This is a genomic window from Anoxybacillus ayderensis, assembly GCF_000833605.1.
In the GTDB taxonomy this organism is placed as follows: domain Bacteria; phylum Bacillota; class Bacilli; order Bacillales; family Anoxybacillaceae; genus Anoxybacillus; species Anoxybacillus ayderensis.
Genome location: NZ_JXTG01000004.1, coordinates 118,095 through 138,421 on the forward strand (window position 1 = coordinate 118,095; position 20,327 = coordinate 138,421).

The following is a 20,327-nucleotide window of genomic DNA, read 5'->3' on the forward strand; positions in this document are numbered from 1 at the left end:
TAATTACGTTATGATGAGCCTGTATCTTATATAAAGAGGAGGCTTACTATGGCGAAGGTTACATTTAAAGGAAACCCGGTCACATTAGTCGGTAACGAAGTAAAAGTCGGTGATGCAGCTCCGAATTTTACGGTGCTTGCTAACGACTTATCGCCGGTGACATTAGATGATACAAAAGGATTTGTTCGCTTAATTAGCGTTGTGCCGTCGATTGATACAGGCGTTTGTGATGCACAAACACGTCGCTTTAATGAAGAAGCAGGAAACATTGAAGGAGTAAAAGTGTTGACGATTAGCGTCGATTTGCCATTTGCTCAAAAACGTTGGTGCGCGGCAAACGGATTAGAAAACGTTGTTATGTTATCTGACCATCGCGATGTATCGTTTGGTCAAGCATACGGTGTGCTTATCCAAGAGTTACGTTTACTCGCTCGTGCTGTATTTGTCGTTGATCGTAACGATCGCGTCACGTATGTCGAGTACGTATCAGAAGCAACAAATCATCCAAACTACGAAGCGGCAATCGAAGCAGCAAAACAAGCGGCTCAACAATAATTGCTTGAGGCTATCTCAAAAAGGGATAGCCTTTTTCGTTTAAATTTCCTAAAATAAAATGTCGGACAGAAAGGAGTGAAACACATTGGAAAAGCTATTTACAGTCATCGATGAAACGGCGACATTGTTGCAAGAGGAGTTAAAATGTTCGTATTTAGAAGCTGTCGCAGAAACAGGTGAAAACTTATTTCACGGAGATGTTTTGCAAGAAGAAGTGAACGAGTTGTTAAAAAAGCGGTTAAAAAAAGCGTACACATCCGTTCGGTTACATGATTGGAACAATGAACATATTCGTAAAGCGTTACAATTAGCGATGTTAAAAGGAATGAAACAATATGTACAACCTCATCATCAAATGACACCAGATGCTGTATCGGTATTTATCGGTTATTTAGTTGATGAATTTACAAAAACATATTTTTCGCTCTCTCTTCTCGATCCTGCCGTTGGAACGGGAAATTTAATGACGGCTGTGTTGAATCAACTCACAAATAAAAAAGTAAAAAGCTACGGAGCAGATGCGGACGATTTACTATTGAAACTCGCTTATGTCAATGCAAATTTACAACAACATGAAATTCAATTTTTTCATCAAGATAGCTTAAAGCCGTTGTTTATTGAATCGGTCGATGTAGTCGTATGCGATTTGCCGATCGGATATTATCCAGACGATGAACATGCCAAATCGTTTCGTTTACATGCCGAAAGCGGCCATTCGTATGCCCATTATTTATTTATTGAACAAAGCATTCGTTACACGAAAGAAGGCGGATATTTATTTTTTCTCGTCCCAAATACGCTTTTTACATCAGATGAATCAAAAAAATTGCATGCGTTGATTAAAGAAGAAATGTTTATTCAAGGCTTGTTGCAGCTTCCGCTTTCGATGTTTAAAAATGAAGCAGCAGCGAAAAGTATTTTTATTTTGCAAAAGAAAGGCGCGCATGCGAAAGCGCCAAAACAAGCGTTGCTTGCACAACTTCCTAGCTTTGCAAATAAAGAGGCGATGCAAGCGATGGTCGTGAAGCTCGAACAATGGCTGAAAGAAAATCGTTCATAACCTTCTGAATATAACAAATATGTGAAGAAAACGTTTTCGTAACGTTTGCGTACTTGAAAAGAGCGATGAACGACCCGTAAAATGAGAAACGTACCGATGAAATTCGCATATTTGCATACAATAATTGTGAACGATGTTAAAGGAGCTGTTTAGTCAAATGCCAAAAGTCATTGCGATCAACGCGGGAAGTTCTTCGTTAAAGTTTCAATTGTTCAACATGCCGAGTGAAGAAGTATTAACAAAAGGTGTGGTTGAGCGAATCGGTTTTGAAGATGCGATTTTTAATATTACAGTCAATGGGGAAAAAATAAAAGAAGTAACATCCATTCCAGATCATGCGGTTGCTGTGAAAATGTTGCTTGATAAATTAATTGAGCTTGGCATTATTCAATCGTTTGATGAAATTGAAGGAATTGGTCATCGCGTTGTGCATGGTGGTGAAAAGTTTAGCGATTCTGTTTTAATTACAGATGAAACGTTAAAAGAAATTGAAGATTTGTCAGATTTAGCCCCATTGCACAACCCAGCGAACGTTGTTGGCATTAAAGCGTTTCGTGAAGTGTTGCCGAACGTACCAGCTGTGGCTGTATTCGATACAGCGTTCCATCAGACGATGCCAGAGCAGTCGTTTTTATATAGCTTGCCATACGAGTATTATGAAAAGTTTGGCATTCGTAAATACGGGTTCCACGGCACATCACATAAATATGTGACACAACGAGCAGCTGAACTATTAGGACGTCCAATTGAGCAACTTCGTTTAATTTCTTGTCATTTAGGAAATGGCGCAAGTATCGCAGCGGTAGAAGGCGGAAAATCGATCGATACGTCCATGGGCTTTACGCCACTTGCAGGTGTAGCGATGGGGACACGCTCTGGTAATATTGACCCAGCGTTAATCCCATACATTATGCAAAAAACAGGAAAAACAGCAGAAGAAGTGATTGATATTTTAAATAAAAAGAGCGGTATGCTTGGTTTAACTGCTTTTTCAAGCGATTTGCGCGATATTGAAGAAGCGGCGGCAAAAGGCGATCAACGTGCCGAATTAGCGCTTGAAGTATTTGCTGGACGTATTCATAAATATATTGGTTCATACGCAGCGCGTATGTGTGGTGTCGATGCGATTATTTTCACAGCAGGTATTGGAGAAAATAGCGATGTCGTGCGTGCGAAAGTATTGCGTGGTCTTGAATTTATGGGCGTATACTGGGATCCGGCATTAAATAAAGTGCGCGGAAAAGAAGCGTTCATTAGCTATCCACACTCGCCTGTAAAAGTATTAGTCATCCCAACGAATGAAGAAGTGATGATTGCTCGCGACGTCATGAGATTAGCGAACATAGCGTAAAAAAAGGTGTCCATACGGGCACCTTTTTTATTGATGTATGCGGTTTGTTACTGTTTGATTCATTCGATACCAAATCCATAAATCGTTAATGATTGAAGCGAGAGATGCAATTTCAAAGTTGAGCATGCATGAGCGAGCGAAATCGTTTTCTTCTCCGAGTTGTCTTTGCTTTTCATTAATTTGCTGTTCTAATTCAATAATTCGATCAGGAATTTTCCCACGAATCGTCTCCCACTCTAATAAAATTTCTGCTTGTTCTTCTTTTGTGTACATATCCCATGCTTTCTCTAAATGTGGCAAGCGAATGCCAAGGCGTTCATCATATACAAAGTGTGCACTCATTTCGTTCTCCCATCCTTTTCATTTATTAATTTTTATTTTAATCAAAATAGTTATTGAAAAAAAGAAAAATAGCTGTTACATTATTAATATGCAAAATGAATAAATATTAAATAATAAGTATTTTTATTCTTTAGGGAGGAACGATCATGGCAAAACCAAAAGTAGTGCTCGCTTATTCTGGGGGTTTAGATACATCGGTAGCGATTAAATGGCTACAAGAACAAGGATATGATGTTGTAGCTTGTTGTTTAGATGTCGGAGAAGGAAAAGATTTAGAATTTGTGAAAGAAAAAGCGTTGAAAGTTGGCGCTGTACAATCATATATGATTGATGCAAAAGAAGAATTCGCGAATGAATATGCGTTAATTGCTTTACAAGCCCATGCGCTATATGAAGGAAAATATCCGCTCATCTCTGCGTTGTCCCGTCCGTTAATTTCGAAAAAGCTCGTTGAAATTGCTGAATTAGAAGGAGCGGTTGCTGTGGCGCACGGCTGCACAGGAAAAGGGAATGACCAAGTGCGTTTTGAAGTATCGATTCAAGCATTAAACCCGAACTTAAAAGTGATTGCGCCTGTTCGGGAGTGGAAATGGTCGCGCGAAGAAGAAATTGAATATGCAAAGCAACATAACATTCCGATTCCAATCGATTTAGATAGCCCGTTTTCCATTGATCAAAACTTATGGGGAAGAAGTAACGAATGTGGCATTTTAGAAGATCCGTGGGCAGCGCCGCCAGAAGAAGCGTATGAGTTAACAACTGCACTTGAACATACACCGAATGAACCAGATGTCATTGAAATCGGCTTTGAACAAGGGGTACCGAAAACAATTAACGGAAAAGCGTATTCGCTTGCAGAGCTCATTTTACAATTAAATGCACTAGCAGGAAAACACGGTGTCGGCCGCATCGATCATGTTGAAAACCGACTCGTTGGCATTAAATCGCGTGAAGTGTACGAATGCCCTGGAGCAATGACGCTAATTAAAGCGCATAAAGAGTTAGAAGACTTAACGCTTGTAAAAGAAGTAGCTCATTTCAAGCCGATCATCGAGCAAAAAATTGCGGAAGTCATTTATAACGGTCTTTGGTTTTCGCCACTAAAAGATGCGCTTGTTGCATTTTTAAAAGAAACACAAAAAAATGTTACCGGCGTTGTACGTGTGAAACTGTTTAAAGGTCATGCGATTGTAGAAGGGCGAAAATCTCCGTTTTCGTTATATGATGAAAAGTTAGCGACGTATACAGCAGAAGACGAATTCGATCATCAAGCGGCTGTCGGATTTATTTCTCTATTTGGCTTGCCTACAAAAGTATATAGCATCGTCAATGGAGAAAAGAAGGTGAACGTGTGAAAAAGTTATGGGGGGGACGATTTACAAAAACAGCAGCACAATGGGTCGATGACTTTGGGGCATCGATCCATTTTGATCAACAGCTCGTTGAAGAAGATATTGAAGGAAGTATCGCGCATGTGACGATGCTTGGCGAATGTGGCATTTTACCGAAAGAAGACGTCACAACGATCAAAAACGGATTAATGAAGCTATTAGAAAAAGCGAAACAAGGAGAACTTTCTTTTTCTGTTGCGTATGAAGATATTCATTTAAACATTGAAAAAATGTTAATTGATGAAGTTGGTCCTGTTGGTGGTAAGCTTCATACAGGGAGAAGTCGCAACGATCAAGTGGCGACAGATATGCATTTATATTTGCGAAAACGAGTGATCGAGATCGTTGAACTCATTCGTCAGCTGCAGCGCGTGCTTGTCAAAAAGGCGGAACAACATATTGAAACGCTTGTCCCCGGCTATACGCACTTGCAACGGGCGCAGCCGATTTCGTTTGCCCATCATCTCATGGCGTACGTATGGATGTTTGAACGGGATCGCGAACGTTTTACCGAATCGCTCAAACGAATTAACAAATCACCCCTCGGTGCTGGAGCGCTCGCAGGGACAACGTTTCCGATCGATCGCCATTTAACAGCACAACTTCTCGGCTTTGATAGCATATATGAAAATAGTTTAGATGCGGTAAGTGATCGCGATTTTATTATTGAATTTTTAAGTAATAGTTCTATTTTAATGATGCATTTATCTCGTTTTTGTGAAGAGCTCATTCTTTGGTCGAGCCAAGAGTTTCAGTTTATTGAAATGGATGATACGTTTGCGACGGGAAGCAGCATTATGCCACAAAAGAAAAACCCAGATATGGCTGAGCTCATTCGTGGAAAAACAGGGCGAGTGTACGGAAACTTAATGGCTTTATTAACCGTTATGAAAGGGCTACCGCTTGCTTACAATAAAGATATGCAAGAAGATAAAGAAGGAATGTTTGATACCGTACAAACGGTGATCGGTAGCTTAAAAATTTTTGCTGGTATGATTGAAACGATGACGATTCGCACAGATGTGATGGAAAAAGCAACGAAACAAGATTTTTCGAATGCAACGGAACTAGCCGATTATTTAGCGAAAAAAGGTGTGCCGTTTCGCGAGGCGCATGAAATCGTCGGAAAACTTGTGCTGACATGTATTGAACGAGGTGTTTTTTTAGCTGATTTACCGCTTCATGTGTATCAACAAGCTTCCCCTTTATTTGAGGAAGATATTTATGAAGCGCTCAATCCGTATACAGCTGTCAACCGTCGCACGAGCGCAGGAGGAACAGGGTTTACGGAAGTGAAAAAAGCGATTGAGAAAGCAAAACAAATGATAGAGGCATAAAAGCAAACGCTTTTATGCCTCTGTTTGTTCAGGTGTGCGTACGACGAGTACATCGCATTTTGCATATCTTGTAATATGTTCAGAAACGCTTCCAATGAAAAATCGTTCCACAGCGCTCATTCCTGTTGCGCCACAAACAATTAAATCTACTTCATATTTCGGAGCGACTTCTTTTGAAATTTTTACTTTTGGGGAACCGTACTCAATATCTGTGACGACTTCTTTGACGCCCGCATCGACTGCTTGCTTTTCGTATGATTGCAACAATTCTTTTGCGAATTTTTCCGCTCGCTCTGCCACTGTTCGATCGTATGCTTCGATCGTCGCGAATGAACGAACGTCGATAATGTGCGAAAGAACGAGTGAAGCATCGTTCCGTTTAGCAATTTCAATTGCTTTTTTAAACGCCCATTCTGCTTCTTTTGAGCCGTCGACTGCGACTAAAATTTTTTTGTACTTGTACATAAACACTCCCCCAATAAAAAATTTTCCTTCCAATTCAAGTATATCATTTTTTGTAAAACAAACACTACGTATTGTCGAAAAATTTATGACGAAAGGGGTAAAACGATGCGTGAAAAGGAACAGAAAGAACAATTGTATTACGATGAAAATGGGGTCGCAGAAGTGACCGAACAAATTACGGACGCATACATTAGCGGGGTTATTGAACAGAAAGATGAGCAAAAGAGGCGATAATGCCTCTTTTGTTTCTCGTGGTAATCGAGCATAATATGTGTTTTCCTCCGTCTATTTGTAGTACGATAAACATAACAAAGCATGGATGGAGGGATAATGGTGAGACATGCTATTGTAACAGCAGGAACGAAAGGACTTGGTAAAAAAGTAACGGAACGCTTTTTAGACAAAGGCTATGCTGTCACTGTCCATTACCGAAGCGACATACAAGCTGTTGAAGCGTTGAAAGAAGCGTATCGTCATTGTCATGATCGCCTTCATTTTGTGCAAGGAGATGTGACGAATAAAGAAGATTTAGTTCGTCTTGTAGATGAAGCGTTTGCTACATTCGGTCGCATCGATTATTTAATTCATAATGCAGGTCCTTACATATTTGAACGAAAAAAACTAGCTGATTATACGGATGATGAGTGGTATGAAATGATTGAAGGAAATTTAAGTGCGATGTTTCATTTATTTAAGCGAGTTGTGCCTATTATGCGGAATCAACGTTTCGGACGCATTGTAACGTACGGTTTTCAAGGGGCAGATCATGCGCCAGGATGGATGTATCGATCAGCGTTTAGCGCAGCGAAAGTGGGGCTTGTTTCATTAACAAAAACAATTGCACTTGAAGAAGCAGAATACGGCATTACAGCGAATATGGTTTGTCCGGGAAATATTATTGGAGAAATGAAAGAAGCAACGATTGCATATGCTCGTCAGATGAAAGACGATATGACGCCAATTGGCCGTTCAGGGACAGGGGAAGATATTGCACGCGTTGTCGAGTTTTTATGCGATGATTTTTCCGATATGATTACCGGAACAGTTATTGAAGTGACAGGCGGGCTTGATGTCATTCATCGTTATCGAAAATAGGCTGCCAACATGACAGCCTATATGATTTGTAGTTCTTTTGGATATGTCGTTAAAAGAAGCGGTCCTTTGTCGGTCATATAAATGTCATCTTCAATACGTACGCCACCGACGGAAGGAACGTAAATGCCAGGCTCGATCGTAAATACCATTCCAGCTTGAAGCGGCATGGTATTTGTTGCATTCATCGATGGATATTCATGAACATCAATACCGAGCCCATGTCCGATTCGATGCGGGAAATACGCCCCGTACCCTTCTTGTTCAATTCGCGAACGAGCTGCCTTGTCAACGCTTCCGATAGATGCACCAATTTGACATGCATGAATAGCTTCTTGTTGCGCTTGTAAGACGATATCGTATATTCGCTTTTGTTGTTCAGTTGGCTTTCCGAATACGACGGTACGCGTAATGTCAGAACAGTATCCGTCAAGTACGACACCGAGGTCAAACAGCACAAAATCACCCGGTTGGATGCGATTCATTCCTGGGACACCATGAGGATGCGCGCTATTTGTTCCGGTAAGCACCATCGTATCAAACGCCATGGCGCGTACCCCTCGTTTTTTTAATTCGTACTCAATGGTAGCGATAATATCCAGTTCTGTTTTCCCTTCTTTTAGGGCACGAACGCCGACATCGACACCGAAATCAGCTAATTCAGCTGCTTGCCGAAGCGTTTGTAACTCTTTTTCATCTTTCGTCATTCGCAGTTCATGGAGCGTATCAGTTAAGTCGAAAAACGATGCATGTGAAAAGTATGATTGTAGCTGCTCAAGACGACTTACCGTCATATGAGATGCTTCAATACCAATTCGTTCTGTTTGTACGTTTCGTCTGTTTAGTTCATCGCGCAACATATGCCAAGGATGATGCACATCATCATAGCTGACGATCGTATATGCCCAACCGGCCTGTTTTGCTTGATTCGCATCCATCTCTGGACAGATGAGAAACGGTTCGTCATCCGGGAAGATCACAACGGCTAGTAGTCGTTCATGTGGATTGCTATAAAAGCCACTGAAATAAAAAACGTTTGCTGTTGATGTAATGAACGCCCATGATCCATTTTTTTCTTTCAGTTTTTGTTGGAGTTTGCTTATTCGCTCCATCATTTTCACTTCCTTTCTTTTTCAGATTATCACGGATAAAAAAAGAAGGAAATAGGACAGAAATGAAGAAACAAAATGATGTAAAAAACGGGGAAAGGAGAAGGAAAGATGAAGCTCACTTATCACGGACATTCTGTCGTTAAAATGGAGACGAACGGAAAAACGATTTTCATTGATCCGTTTATTACGGGCAACCCAATGACAGATTTAAAAGCAGAAGACGTTCACGTGGATGTAATTTTATTAACACATGGTCATAACGATCATGTCGGTGATACCGTTTCATTAGCGAAGCGAAACGACGCCCTTGTCATTGCTCCGTATGAATTAGCTACTTATTTAAGCTGGAAAGGTGTTCGTGTTCATCCGATGCATATCGGTGGATCGTTTACGTTTGATTTTGGAAAAGTCAAATTGACGCAGGCGTTTCACGGATCCAGCTATGTAGAAGAAAACGAAACGATCGTGTATACAGGCATGCCAAGTGGCATTTTGTTTCATGCCGAAGGAAAAACGATTTATCATGCCGGAGATACCGCGTTATTTTCTGATATGAAGCTCATCGGAGAAATGAATGACATTGATGTGGCGTTTTTACCAATTGGCGATAATTTTACGATGGGACCAGAAGATGCGGCTGTTGCAGCGAGATGGTTGAAGGCGAAAATGGTTGTTCCGATTCATTACAATACTTTCCCTGTCATTCAACAAGATCCACAGCAGTTTGTGTCGATGATTGAGGGCGTTGGGCGCGTCTTGCATGTTGGTGAAAGTATTGAACTGTGAAAACGTTCATTGAATGCGGTCATGCACACCCTTATAATAAGAGTAAGAAACTGTCGAAAAAGGGTGGGGCAACTTGACGATTACGAAGCACGAACAAATTTTACAGTATATTGAGAGCTTACCGGTCGGAGAAAAAATATCTGTGCGCCAAATTGCTAAAGAAATGGGAGTAAGCGAGGGGACGGCTTATCGTGCCATTAAAGACGCTGAAACAAAAGGATATGTGAGCACGATTGAACGAGTCGGAACGATTCGGATTGAACAAAAAAAGAAAGAAAATATTGAAAAGCTGACGTATGCCGAAGTTGTCAATATCGTTGACGGGCAAGTGCTCGGAGGAAAAGAAGGATTACATAAAACGTTAAATAAATTCGTCATCGGTGCGATGAAGCTTGAAGCGATGATGCGATATACGGGAGCAGGGAATTTACTGATTGTCGGAAACCGAACAAAAGCGCACGAATTAGCGCTTGAAGCAGGAGCGGGCGTTCTCATCACAGGTGGTTTTGATACAGAAGAACATGTAAAAAAACTAGCGGATGAGCGCCAGCTGCCGATTATTTCGACAAGTTATGATACGTTTACGGTTGCGACAATGATTAACCGTGCCATTTATGACCAGTTGATTAAAAAAGAAATTGTTCTCGTTGAAGATATTTTGACGCCATTTGAAAAAACGGCATATTTGTATGTGACAGATCAAGTCGAACGATGGTATGAGCTCAATCGTGAAACGAAGCATAGTCGTTTTCCGGTCATCGATCAACAATTAAAAGTACAAGGGATTGTGACTGCAAAAGATGTAATGGACTATGAGCGTGACGTGCTTATTGAGAAAGTGATGACGAAACATCCGATTACGGTAAGCGGAAAAACGTCAGTCGCTTCCGCATCGCATATGATGGTTTGGGAAGGAATTGAAGTGTTGCCGGTCGTCGATGAATATAATCGACTGCAAGGAATTATTAGCCGTCAAGACGTATTAAAGGCATTGCAAATGGTGCAACGTCAGCCGCAAATTGGTGAGACGATCGATGATATTGTCACAACTCAGTTTTTAACTGAAACGGTTGACGGTGTTTTTCGTTGCAACATTACTCCACAAATGACAAACCATTTAGGGACGTTATCATATGGGGTATTTACAACGATTGTAACTGAGGCAGCGACGCGCGCGCTTCGCTTACATAAACGAGGTGACCTCGTCGTAGAAAACATCACCATTTATTTTATTAAACCTGTCCAAATTGATAGCGTGATCGACATTAAGCCGAAGCTATTAGAAATAGGTCGTAAGTTTGGGAAGGTTGACGTCGAAGTGTTTAATGAAGGAACGCTTGTCGGAAAGGCGTTAATGATGTGTCAGTTGATTGAACGACAATAAGGCTGCATATAGCAGCCTATTTCGTTTCCTCCGCTTCTTTTACTGCAAGTGGAAAATAGTAGCGATGGGCACGATAACCTCCCCATATGCTTCCTGCACCAACGAAAAGAAAGACGATGCCAACGATAAGGGAGACAGTTGAACGGTGAATAAAAAATTGATTGATCGCAAAGAAAAATACAAATGAGCCAAGCGCAATGCTTGATTTTGCACTAATCCATTTGCGCTCCATCGGCCGTTTGCTGCGGAAATATTTGATTTTGTAATACAAATAAAACGAAAGTGAAAAAATGATAAGTATAACAAATATCGGCATAGTCAGTCCTCCAACAAAAAAATCGTTGCGTGATTATTTTACATCTTTTCGAATCATAATAAAATATGTTTTAATGGAGAAAAAAAGGGAGAAGCGCCATGGAACAAAAGATTTTGGAAATCATTCGTCATATTCAACAATTTGATACGATTATTATTCACCGTCACGTTCGACCAGATCCTGATGCGTACGGTTCACAAGGGGGATTAGCAGAACTTATTCAAGCGTCGTTTCCAGAAAAGCACGTATATACCGTTGGAAAAGATGAACCATCGCTCGAATTTTTACGTAAAATGGATGTCATCCCTGATGAAACGTATAACGACGCTCTTGTGATCGTTTGCGATACGGCAAATGAAGAACGAGTGTGCGATCAACGTTATAAACTTGGAAAAAAAATTATTAAAATTGATCATCATCCAAATGAAGATCCGTATGGTGACATTTTATGGGTAGATACAAACGCTAGCTCGGTTAGTGAAATGATTTATGAGTTGTATTTAGTCGGCAAGGAACACGGTCTCGTTTTAACGAAAGAAGCCGCTCGACTGATTTATGCAGGGATTGTTGGGGATACAGGTCGTTTTCTTTTCCCAAGCACGAATCCAAAAACATTTAAATATGCAAGCGAATTAGTTGAATACGGATTTTCATTTGTCGACTTGTATGATCAGTTATATCGTACAAAACTATCTATCGCGCATTTAAGCGGATATGTGTTGCAAAATTTTGAACTATCCGAACACGGAGTGGCTCATATTATATTAACGAAACAATTATTAAAACAATATGATGCAACACCATCAGAGGCTTCGCAACTTGTTAGCGTGCTTGGAAATATTGACGGAATACGAGCATGGGTGTTTTTTGTGGAAGAAGATGATCAAATTCGCGTTCGTCTTCGTTCAAGAGGTCCGATCGTCAACGAAGTTGCAAAAAAATATCGAGGCGGTGGCCATCCACTAGCAGCAGGAGCGTCCATTTATTCGTGGGAAGAAGTGGAACACGTGTTGGCAGACTTAAACGAAGTATGTAAGCAACAGTAGAGATGCCTCTACTGTTGCTTTAATTTTAGTTCAATAGATATATTTGTGAAAAATAAAATTGTTTCGATATGAAGATGGTACGTACGGTTGTCGATGATATACGTTTTATTTTCAATCGCTTTTTTTAGTAGCTCCTTACTTTTATATACTGTTTCAATATCTTTCGCTGTGATATGTTGAATATCTTTTTTTATATCTTCTTCAATTCGAAACGCTGTGTACGTATCGATGCCGTATGATTGCGCGTTAATGACTTTGACATCAATTGATTGAATCGTTAGTCGTTTTTTATTTTCTTTATTTAGTTCGATGTAATCTTGTTGCCAAATGTTTAAATCGTGTTTCAACTGGGCGATGATTTCTCGTTGTACGTTGAGCTGGCGAACTTGTTTTTCTTGTAAAATACCGAAAATTTGTAAAAAAACGATCCAGCTAATGATTGCTCCGATGGCCGCTCCAGCAAAAAAACGTTGCCATCCTGGATCGCGTGCATACGGTGGGACTCTCATGCGCCATGCTCCTGTGTAAACCAGCGAATAAACGTCATACCTGTTTGTGCGCCGCCCGTTGCTGATAAAATGAGTAAAAATTGCTTAATGACATCTCGTGTTTCTCCTTGGAAAAATCCGCGCTCAACGCTATAAAACGTATCAAACGTCCCTCCGATCGCTGCAATTAAAGCCCAAATTTTTAAACTGCTTGCAAAACGATACATCATTGTCAGCGGTGGTTCTCCAGATAAAAAAGCTCCAAATCCACCGATCAACGCTCCTCCAACTAACACACCTAAAGCGATGAAATAGCTTTGAATAAAAGCAGGCAAAAACGCTGTTTTCATCTCCATCTCGCTCACTCCTTCTGTATACTATGTATATGGGACAAACAAGCAAGGTATGTTTTGCTTTTCAACATATATAGTGAATATAATGAAAAAAATAGAAAAGGTGGGAGACACATTGTCGTTTATCCATCTACAAGTGCGAAGTGGTTATAGCTTATTAAGTAGCACGGTGAAAATTGAGGAGCTCGTTATGCGGGCGCGTGAACTTCAATTTTCAGCAGTTGCGTTAACGGATGAAAACGTCTTGTATGGGGTAATTCCGTTTTATAAGGCGTGTCAAGCGCACGGAATCAAATCGATTATCGGTATGATTGCGACAGTATTTGATAAGCATGGGCATACAGATCAACTGGTGCTGTTGGCGAAAAATAACGACGGGTATCGTCAACTTGTCCATATTGCTACAGCCATTCAATTAAATGACGGAAAGGGCATTTCTTTATGTGACTTATCCCGCTACACGAGCGAATTAATCGGTATGACAAGCGGAGTACATGGGCGAGTGGAGCAGCATTTGCTGAACGGGGAAATCGATCAAGCAGAAACGCTCGTTCACACGTACGCGAAGCTATTTCAACGCGGCGATTTTTATATAAATGTGCAGCGACACGGCTTACAAGAACAAGAATATTTGTTGCCCCTACTTCTTGAACATAGTAAACGATGGGACATGCCGCTCGTGGCGACAAACGATGTACGTTACATGTGTAAAGAAGATGCGCTTGCTTTTGAATGTTTACTTGCGATGAAATACGGAAAGAAAATGGCCGACCCGAGCCGTCCACGCTTTTTAACGAATGAATACCATTTCAAAAGCGCTGACGAAATGATTTCATTATTTTCAATGTATCGTGAAGCCATCGAGGAGACGGTGCGTATTGCACAGCGATGCAATGTGACGTTTGAGGCTAAAAAATGGTTTATGCCGCGCTATCCTGTTCCTTCGGGGAAAACGGCTGACGAATATTTGCAAACGTGGTGTTGGGAGCAATTCACGAAACGCTTTCCTGATCGCCCAGAAGCATATGTTACTCGGTTACAATATGAACTGCAAATCATTCAACAGATGAATTTTAGTGACTATTTCTTAATTGTCGCTGATTTCATGCGTTTTGCGCGTGAACGAGGGATATTGACAGGACCGGGACGTGGATCAGCCGCAGGTTCCCTCGTTGCTTACATACTCGGAATTACACAAGTCGACCCGTTACAATACGGGCTTTTATTTGAACGATTTTTAAATCCAGCTCGTCTGTCACTTCCAGATATTGATATCGATTTTCCTGATCATCGTCGTGAAGAAGTCATTCGTTATATTGAACAAACATATGGAAAAGATTATGTTGCGCAAATTATCACGTTTGGGACATTTGGAATGCGCTCAGCCATTCGTGAAGTCGGTCGTGTGTTTGAAGTAGATGAACAAGAAATGGAGCAAACGTTAGCTACGGGACGATTCGATCATACGCGTCCATGGCATAGCGTCGTACAACGGATTGAAGGCTTGCCAAAGCATACGTCCATTCATGCTGCTGGTATTGTCATTAGCCCATGCCCGTTAACAGACATCGTCCCCCTTCAAGGCGGACAAACGACAACGTATGTGACGCAATATGCGATGGATGCACTTGAACAAATCGGATTATTAAAATTCGATTTACTTGCCCTCAAAAATTTAACGATCGTTGAACAAATGATTCATAGCGTTGAACAGCGGACAGGCCATCGTTTGCGTTTTGAAAATATACCGCTTGATGACGAACAAACGTATGCGCTTTTCAGTCAAGGGGATACTTTTGGTGTGTTTCAGCTTGAGTCAGAAGGAATGAAGCGGGTGTTGCGCGAATTACAACCGACAACGTTTGAAGATATTGTAGCAGTAAACGCTTTATTTCGTCCCGGACCGATGGAACAAATTCCAACATATATTTCCCGTAAACATGGGCGTGAGCCGATCGTTTACATGCATGATGATTTGCAATCGATTTTGCAATCGACATATGGAGTTATCGTGTATCAAGAGCAAATTATGAAAATTGCTGAACAAATGGCGAGCTATTCGTTAGCAGAAGCCGATTTGTTACGTCGCGCAATAAGTAAAAAAGACGTTGGACAAATGGAAAAAGAGAAACAGCGTTTTATTGAAGGGTGTATGCAAAATGGGTACGCTGCCCATATCGCAAACGAATTGTATGAGCTAATCGTTCGTTTTGCTGGTTATGGGTTTAACAGGAGCCACGCAGTAGCATACAGCTATATCGCATATATGCTTGCATATATCAAAGCGCATTATCCGCTCGATTTTTACGCTGTTTTATTAACAAATGTCATCGGACAAAAAGAAAAGATGATGCAATGTGTACACGAACTTCGCAAAAAACGAATACGTTTACTTCCTCCTTCCGTCGGACGAAGTGAAGGTCATTTTACCGTTGATGGAAACGATATTCGTTTTGGATTGTTAGCGATTAAACAAGTAAGTTCCGCCTTTGTTAAACAAATAATTCGGGAGCGTCAAAGACAACCATTTTCCGATTTTTTTGATTTCGTTTCGCGATTACGTATCGAGCCTTCACAAAGAAAGATCGTCGAAGCGCTTATTTTTTCTGGCTGTTTTGACGAATTTCGTGTGGAGCGTGCCACCCTTTATGCAAGTATTGACGTGGCGCTTGAGCATGCCGAGTTTCTGACCCCTAATCTCGACGTACGACCAAAATATGTTCATGCTGAACCGTTATCGCTCATCGACCAATTAAAATACGAAAAGCAATGGCTTAACGTATACGTTTCCCCTCATCCGATTGAATCATTTGCCCATTTTTATTCCATGTGGGGAGCAAAACGTATGTACGAATGGGAAATAGAGAAAGAGAATGTTGGCAAAGTAATCGCATACGTTGAGGAGGTGACGAAAAAGCGGACAAAAAAAGGGGAAGAAATGGCGTTTGTGACGATTTGTGATGATAGCGATGAATGGTATGCGATCGCATTTCCGACGATTTATAGCCGATTTCATTCTTTATTACAACAAGGAAGCGTGTTGTACATGGAAGGGAAAATAGAGCAGCGGCCAAATGGCTGGCATCTCATTGTACAACAAGTGAGGAAGCCGGTATGTGTTTACGTGAAAATTGATGAACAGCACGCGTCGCCAGCTATATTGCAGAAGTTAAAAGAAGTGTTAATCGCTCATCGCGGATATGCACCTGTTATTTTGTACTATGAAGCAGAACGAAAAAAAGTGCAGCTTTCTCATGAATATGCTGTGTCCCCACACGATGAGTGCATTCATCAACTAACGGCATTGCTGGGGGATGGGAATGTCGTTGTGAAATAAAAATGCTTTACTATTTTTCATTTTTATTATATTTTTATAGAAGTTAAGTGGTCAGACCAGTGGCCGCTTGTTAGGGAGGAATATGTCGTGTCGTTGTTTAAAGAAGCGCTTCATATGCATGAGCGTTATCAAGGGAAGCTGGAAGTAAAAGCGAAAGTGCCGTTAAGAAATGCTTACGATTTAAGCTTAGCGTATTCTCCTGGTGTAGCAGAACCGTGCAAAGCCATTCATGCCGAACCGAGCAAAATATATGATTATACGTTAAAAGCGAACACAGTGGCGGTCGTTTCCAATGGGAGTGCAGTGTTAGGGCTTGGAAATATTGGGGCAGACGCAGCGTTGCCAGTCATGGAAGGAAAGGCGGTGCTCTTCAAAAGTTTCGCTGGGGTTGATGCATTTCCGATTTGTTTAAATACATCAGATGTAGAACAAATGATTCAGACCGTCAAATTGCTTGAGCCGACATTTGGTGGCATTAACTTAGAAGATATTGCTGCTCCGCATTGTTTTACGATTGAGGAACGATTAAAGCGAGAAATGAACATTCCTGTTTTTCATGATGATCAACATGGAACAGCGATTGTGACTGTTGCTGGTTTAATGAATGCGTTAAAGTTAGTGAACAAAAAAATAGAACATATTCAAGTGATCATTAACGGAGCGGGAGCAGCAGGAATTGCGATTATGAAGTTGCTTCGTTGTTACGGGGTTAAACATATCATCATGTGCGATTCAAAAGGGGCGATTTATGAAGGGCGCCCATATGGAATGAATGAGATCAAACATGAAATTGCCCAATGGACAAACGATGAGAAAAAAGCAGGAACGTTACAGGAAGTCATCGTTGGTGCGGATGTATTTATTGGTGTGTCTGTTGCTGGAGCGTTGACAGCGAGCATGGTTGAAACGATGAATCGAGATGCAATCATTTTTGCGATGGCAAACCCGACGCCAGAAATTATGCCGGAAGAGGCGTTACAAGCAGGGGCAACAGTTGTTGGGACAGGACGTTCCGACTATCCGAATCAAGTGAATAACGTGTTGGCATTTCCAGGTATTTTCAGAGGTGCTCTTGATGTACGCGCCAAACAAATTAATGAACAAATGAAAATGGCCGCTGTAGAAGCCATTGCGCATTTAATTACAGAAGATGAATTGCGTGCTGATTATGTTATTCCTGCTCCTCTCGATCCGCGCGTCGCTCCAGCTGTCGCTGCTGCAGTGGCAAAAGCCGCCATGGAAACAGGAGTGGCCCAAGTGATTGTCGATCCAAAAGAGGTAGAAAAACGAACACGGCAATTAGCACTAATTGCAGGTGAGGGTGAACATGACTACTTCTAAAGTATACATTGAAACGTTTTGGCAAATTCATCGCATGATTGAAGAAGCAGGTCTTCAACCTGGCGATCGGCTTCCATCTGAACGAGAGCTAGCCGATCGATTGCGAGTCGGACGCTCTTCTGTTCGTGAAGCGCTCCGAGCACTAGAGTTGCTTGGGCTAATCGAAACGCGCCGCGGGGAAGGAACGTTTATGAAACCGTTTGGCGACCATCAGCTCATTCAACTACTTGGCTCGTTTATTTTGCAAGGAAATCGGGAAAAAAGAGATTTAATAGAAACAAAACTACTTATGGAACGAATGTGCTTACAGCTTGCTTGCAAACGAATGACGGACGAGAAGCTCGAGCGCATTGCACAAGCTGATCGTATGTACCATTCATTTTTTCGACGGATTGTAGAAGCGACCGATAACTATTTATTGTTGCGCATTTGGCTTGTATTAAGCGATTTTTTTGAACACGTATATACGGTCGAGCTCCCTTCCGAATGTTACGAACAGATGTGGAAGGCACTCCAAAAGCGGTCGTGCGAAGAAGCAACAGCCGTTTATGAGCAATACGTGATGCAAAAAATGTCGAAAGAGAATTGACACAATGTGACAAACAAAGTTGTCTTTATCCAGTAAAGTAGAAATGGACTAAGTAGGGGAGGGAAACATGTGCTGAAAGATTTGTTCTCCAAAAAGAAGAAGTATGCGACCATTCCATCTGAACAAGCAAAGCAAGATGTACCTGAAGGCATTATGACAAAATGTCCGAAGTGTAAAAAAATTATGTATACGAAAGAATTAGTGAAAAATTTACGCGTTTGTATATCGTGCGGCTATCATCATCCGATGTCTGCTCCTGAACGCATTGCGTGTTTGTTAGATGAAGGGACGTTTCATGAATACGATCGTCACCTTCTTTCTAAAAATCCGCTTGATTTTCCACAGTATATGGAGAAAATTGAGGAAGATCGTGAGAAAACGAAATTGAATGAAGCGGTTGTGACAGGAGAAGGAACGATAAACGGCTTTCCTGTTGTTATTGCAGTGATGGATTCCCGTTTCCGTATGGGAAGCATGGGATCAGTTGTCGGAGAAAAAATTGCACGCGCCATCGAACGAGCGATGGAAAAATCAGTACCTTTTATTATTTTTACCGCTTCAGGTGGAGCGCGCATGCAAGAAGGTGTATTAAGTTTAATGCAAATGGCGAAAACAAGCGCTGCATTAAAACTGTTTAGCGAACAAGGTGGGCTCATCATTTCAGTCATGACCCATCCAACGACAGGTGGTGTATCAGCAAGCTTCGCCTCGCTTGGAGATTATAACTTTGCTGAACCGGGGGCGTTGATCGGTTTTGCGGGAAGACGAGTCATCGAACAAACGGTTCGGGAAGAGTTGCCAGATGATTTTCAAACTGCGGAATTTTTATTGAAACACGGACAATTAGATGCTGTTATTCCGCGTCATGAATTAAAAGATAAATTAACGAATGTATTAGACATTCACCAATCGCGAGGTGGAGACGAATGGCATACGAATTAGAATTTGAAAAGCCGCTTGTAGAACTGCGAAAAAAAATTAGCGAACTGAAAGAGTTTACGAAACATCGTGACGTCGATTTTTCAGATGAACTCAATAAGTTAGAAGCGCGACTTGAAAAGCTTGAAAATGATATTTATGCTAATTTAAGCCCGTGGGATCGTGTGCAAATTGCCCGACATCCAAATCGTCCGACAACGCTCGATTATATCGATCGGTTGTTTACGAACTTTTTTGAATGTCACGGTGATCGTTGTTTTGGCGACGATGAAGCGATTGTCGGAGGAATTGCGAAATATCACGGATTGCCTGTGACAGTCATCGGACATCAACGCGGAAAAGATACGAAAGAAAATATTCGCCGTAATTTTGGCATGCCGCATCCAGAAGGGTATCGAAAGGCACTTCGTCTAATGAAACAAGCCGAAAAATTTGGGCGTCCGATTATTTGTTTTATTGATACGAAAGGGGCGTATCCAGGAAAAGCTGCCGAAGAGCGCGGACAAAGTGAAGCGATCGCACGAAATTTGTTTGAAATGGCGGGATTGACTGTCCCTGTCGTATGCATTGTGATCGGTGAAGGTGGAAGCGGCGGTGCGCTTGCGCTTGGTGTCGGAAACTATGTTCATATGCTTGAAAATTCAACGTATTCCGTTATTTCGCCAGAAGGGGCAGCGGCTATTTTATGGAAAGATGCGTCACTCGCGAAAAAAGCTGCCGAAACGATGAAAATTACAGCGAAAGATTTAAAGCAGCTTGGCGTCATTGATGAAATGATTCCAGAAGTGCGCGGCGGTGCGCATCGAAATGTTGATGAACAGGCGAAATATATTGATGACGTTCTTCAACGCTCGTTGCGTGAATTGCTTCCGTTAAACGCTGAACAGTTAATTGCACAACGATATGAAAAATATAAAAAGATTGGCGATTTTATCGAGTCACAACAGCACGTGTCCGTTACGTAAAAAAGGTCATCCATTTCGATGGCCTTTTTTATTACATGAAAAGGGCGACTTTGGGTAAACTTTTTGTAGCGTGAAAAA

General features: G+C 41.4%; 21 protein-coding genes. 15 read left to right on the top strand and 6 right to left on the bottom strand.

Translation table 11 applies throughout. The features are described from left to right. Positions 1-48: 48 nt before the first annotated feature. The 3 genes from tpx (at position 49) to JV16_RS06230 (ending at position 2,966) form a co-directional block, all read left to right on the top strand. Entirely contained in the window at positions 49-555 is a 507-nt protein-coding gene (gene tpx / locus JV16_RS06220) for a thiol peroxidase (RefSeq protein ID WP_042534756.1), read from the top strand. 85 nt (positions 556-640) lie between these two features. Continuing rightward, on the top strand, positions 641-1,615 hold the full coding sequence (locus tag JV16_RS06225) for a class I SAM-dependent methyltransferase (RefSeq protein WP_042534759.1): 975 nt from the start codon (positions 641-643) through the stop codon (positions 1,613-1,615). Between the two features lie 157 nt (positions 1,616-1,772). Further along, positions 1,773-2,966 (top strand): acetate kinase, encoded by a 1,194-nt coding sequence (locus JV16_RS06230; protein ID WP_042534760.1) that lies wholly within the window; start codon positions 1,773-1,775, stop codon positions 2,964-2,966. A 27-nt stretch (positions 2,967-2,993) separates the two neighbouring features. On the opposite strand, the gene JV16_RS06235 is transcribed toward JV16_RS06230, so the two are convergent. Beyond that, a complete protein-coding gene (locus JV16_RS06235) occupies positions 2,994-3,308 on the bottom strand; it encodes a hypothetical protein (protein ID WP_021093765.1) in 315 nt (104 codons plus the stop codon). A gap of 146 nt (positions 3,309-3,454) precedes the next feature. Here JV16_RS06235 and JV16_RS06240 point away from each other — a divergent pair, with 146 nt between their 5' ends. Both JV16_RS06240 and argH read left to right on the top strand, forming a co-directional pair. Further along, entirely contained in the window at positions 3,455-4,663 is a 1,209-nt protein-coding gene (locus JV16_RS06240; RefSeq protein ID WP_021093766.1) for an argininosuccinate synthase, read from the top strand. Beyond that, positions 4,660-6,036, top strand: coding sequence for an argininosuccinate lyase (gene argH / locus JV16_RS06245; protein WP_042534762.1), 1,377 nt, complete (start codon positions 4,660-4,662; stop codon positions 6,034-6,036). The genes JV16_RS06240 and argH overlap by 4 nt, the downstream gene beginning before the upstream one ends. Positions 6,037-6,048: 12 nt before the next feature. On the opposite strand, the gene JV16_RS06250 is transcribed toward argH, so the two are convergent. Then, positions 6,049-6,501 carry a universal stress protein gene (locus tag JV16_RS06250; RefSeq protein ID WP_009361531.1) on the bottom strand — a complete coding sequence of 151 codons (453 nt, stop codon included), beginning with the start codon at positions 6,499-6,501 and terminating at the stop codon, positions 6,049-6,051. 105 nt (positions 6,502-6,606) lie between these two features. Between JV16_RS06250 and JV16_RS16085 the strand changes: the two genes are divergently transcribed. Both JV16_RS16085 and JV16_RS06255 read left to right on the top strand, forming a co-directional pair. Further along, positions 6,607-6,735 (top strand): hypothetical protein, encoded by a 129-nt coding sequence (locus tag JV16_RS16085; RefSeq protein ID WP_021093768.1) that lies wholly within the window; start codon positions 6,607-6,609, stop codon positions 6,733-6,735. 81 nt (positions 6,736-6,816) lie between these two features. Next, positions 6,817-7,596: an SDR family oxidoreductase gene (locus tag JV16_RS06255; RefSeq protein WP_200861312.1), complete on the top strand. Its 780-nt coding sequence runs from the start codon at positions 6,817-6,819 to the stop codon at positions 7,594-7,596. 17 nt (positions 7,597-7,613) lie between these two features. Here JV16_RS06255 and JV16_RS06260 read toward each other — a convergent pair whose 3' ends face one another. Beyond that, positions 7,614-8,708: a M24 family metallopeptidase gene (locus JV16_RS06260; RefSeq protein ID WP_021093770.1), complete on the bottom strand. Its 1,095-nt coding sequence runs from the start codon at positions 8,706-8,708 to the stop codon at positions 7,614-7,616. 105 nt (positions 8,709-8,813) lie between these two features. Between JV16_RS06260 and JV16_RS06265 the strand changes: the two genes are divergently transcribed. After that, positions 8,814-9,491, top strand: a complete 678-nt coding sequence (locus tag JV16_RS06265; protein WP_021093771.1) for a metal-dependent hydrolase — start codon at positions 8,814-8,816, stop codon at positions 9,489-9,491. A gap of 73 nt (positions 9,492-9,564) precedes the next feature. Further along, positions 9,565-10,875, top strand: a complete 1,311-nt coding sequence (locus JV16_RS06270) for a CBS domain-containing protein (RefSeq protein WP_021093772.1) — start codon at positions 9,565-9,567, stop codon at positions 10,873-10,875. Positions 10,876-10,891: 16 nt separating this feature from the next. On the opposite strand, the gene JV16_RS06275 is transcribed toward JV16_RS06270, so the two are convergent. Continuing rightward, positions 10,892-11,191: a YtpI family protein gene (locus JV16_RS06275; RefSeq protein WP_021093773.1), complete on the bottom strand. Its 300-nt coding sequence runs from the start codon at positions 11,189-11,191 to the stop codon at positions 10,892-10,894. Between the two features lie 98 nt (positions 11,192-11,289). On the opposite strand from JV16_RS06275, the gene JV16_RS06280 reads away from it, so the two are divergent. Continuing rightward, positions 11,290-12,237: a DHH family phosphoesterase gene (locus tag JV16_RS06280; protein WP_021093774.1), complete on the top strand. Its 948-nt coding sequence runs from the start codon at positions 11,290-11,292 to the stop codon at positions 12,235-12,237. A gap of 8 nt (positions 12,238-12,245) precedes the next feature. On the opposite strand, the gene ytrI is transcribed toward JV16_RS06280, so the two are convergent. Continuing rightward, a complete protein-coding gene (gene ytrI / locus JV16_RS06285) occupies positions 12,246-12,746 on the bottom strand; it encodes a sporulation membrane protein YtrI (protein ID WP_021093775.1) in 501 nt (166 codons plus the stop codon). Continuing rightward, positions 12,743-13,081 carry a sporulation membrane protein YtrH gene (gene ytrH, locus JV16_RS06290; protein WP_021093776.1) on the bottom strand — a complete coding sequence of 113 codons (339 nt, stop codon included), beginning with the start codon at positions 13,079-13,081 and terminating at the stop codon, positions 12,743-12,745. Before ytrH ends, ytrI begins: the two co-directional genes overlap by 4 nt. A 112-nt stretch (positions 13,082-13,193) precedes the next feature. On the opposite strand from ytrH, the gene dnaE reads away from it, so the two are divergent. From dnaE to accA, 5 genes are all read left to right on the top strand, one after another. Next, a complete protein-coding gene (gene dnaE / locus JV16_RS06295) occupies positions 13,194-16,415 on the top strand; it encodes a DNA polymerase III subunit alpha (RefSeq protein ID WP_042534764.1) in 3,222 nt (1,073 codons plus the stop codon). 87 nt (positions 16,416-16,502) lie between these two features. Beyond that, the gene (gene ystJ, locus JV16_RS06300; protein ID WP_042534766.1) at positions 16,503-17,756 is read left to right on the top strand and encodes an NADP-dependent malic enzyme; all 1,254 of its coding nucleotides are present in this window, start codon (positions 16,503-16,505) and stop codon (positions 17,754-17,756) included. After that, on the top strand, positions 17,743-18,345 hold the full coding sequence (locus JV16_RS06305; protein WP_021093779.1) for a FadR/GntR family transcriptional regulator: 603 nt from the start codon (positions 17,743-17,745) through the stop codon (positions 18,343-18,345). Before ystJ ends, JV16_RS06305 begins: the two co-directional genes overlap by 14 nt. Before the next feature lie 69 nt (positions 18,346-18,414). Further along, positions 18,415-19,287, top strand: a complete 873-nt coding sequence (gene accD, locus JV16_RS06310; protein WP_021093780.1) for an acetyl-CoA carboxylase, carboxyltransferase subunit beta — start codon at positions 18,415-18,417, stop codon at positions 19,285-19,287. Then, entirely contained in the window at positions 19,272-20,249 is a 978-nt protein-coding gene (gene accA / locus JV16_RS06315; RefSeq protein ID WP_042534768.1) for an acetyl-CoA carboxylase carboxyl transferase subunit alpha, read from the top strand. The genes accD and accA overlap by 16 nt, the downstream gene beginning before the upstream one ends. Positions 20,250-20,327: the final 78 nt, after the last annotated feature.

Bases quoted from the DNA above. Each gene is read 5' to 3' on its own strand.
- JV16_RS06230 (WP_042534760.1), top strand. From the start codon at position 1,773: ATGCCAAAAGTCATTGCGATCAACGCGGGAAGTTCTTCGTTAAAGTTT.
- JV16_RS16085 (WP_021093768.1), top strand. From the start codon at position 6,607: ATGCGTGAAAAGGAACAGAAAGAACAATTGTATTACGATGAAAATGGG.
- JV16_RS06255 (WP_200861312.1), top strand. From the start codon at position 6,817: ATGGATGGAGGGATAATGGTGAGACATGCTATTGTAACAGCAGGAACG.
- ytrH (WP_021093776.1), bottom strand. From the start codon at position 13,081: ATGGAGATGAAAACAGCGTTTTTGCCTGCTTTTATTCAAAGCTATTTC.
- JV16_RS06260 (WP_021093770.1), bottom strand. From the start codon at position 8,708: ATGATGGAGCGAATAAGCAAACTCCAACAAAAACTGAAAGAAAAAAAT.
- JV16_RS06235 (WP_021093765.1), bottom strand. From the start codon at position 3,308: ATGAGTGCACACTTTGTATATGATGAACGCCTTGGCATTCGCTTGCCA.
- tpx (WP_042534756.1), top strand. From the start codon at position 49: ATGGCGAAGGTTACATTTAAAGGAAACCCGGTCACATTAGTCGGTAAC.
- JV16_RS06275 (WP_021093773.1), bottom strand. From the start codon at position 11,191: ATGCCGATATTTGTTATACTTATCATTTTTTCACTTTCGTTTTATTTG.
- JV16_RS06240 (WP_021093766.1), top strand. From the start codon at position 3,455: ATGGCAAAACCAAAAGTAGTGCTCGCTTATTCTGGGGGTTTAGATACA.
- JV16_RS06305 (WP_021093779.1), top strand. From the start codon at position 17,743: ATGACTACTTCTAAAGTATACATTGAAACGTTTTGGCAAATTCATCGC.
- accA (WP_042534768.1), top strand. From the start codon at position 19,272: ATGGCATACGAATTAGAATTTGAAAAGCCGCTTGTAGAACTGCGAAAA.
- ytrI (WP_021093775.1), bottom strand. From the start codon at position 12,746: ATGAGAGTCCCACCGTATGCACGCGATCCAGGATGGCAACGTTTTTTT.
- JV16_RS06280 (WP_021093774.1), top strand. From the start codon at position 11,290: ATGGAACAAAAGATTTTGGAAATCATTCGTCATATTCAACAATTTGAT.
- JV16_RS06265 (WP_021093771.1), top strand. From the start codon at position 8,814: ATGAAGCTCACTTATCACGGACATTCTGTCGTTAAAATGGAGACGAAC.
- JV16_RS06250 (WP_009361531.1), bottom strand. From the start codon at position 6,501: ATGTACAAGTACAAAAAAATTTTAGTCGCAGTCGACGGCTCAAAAGAA.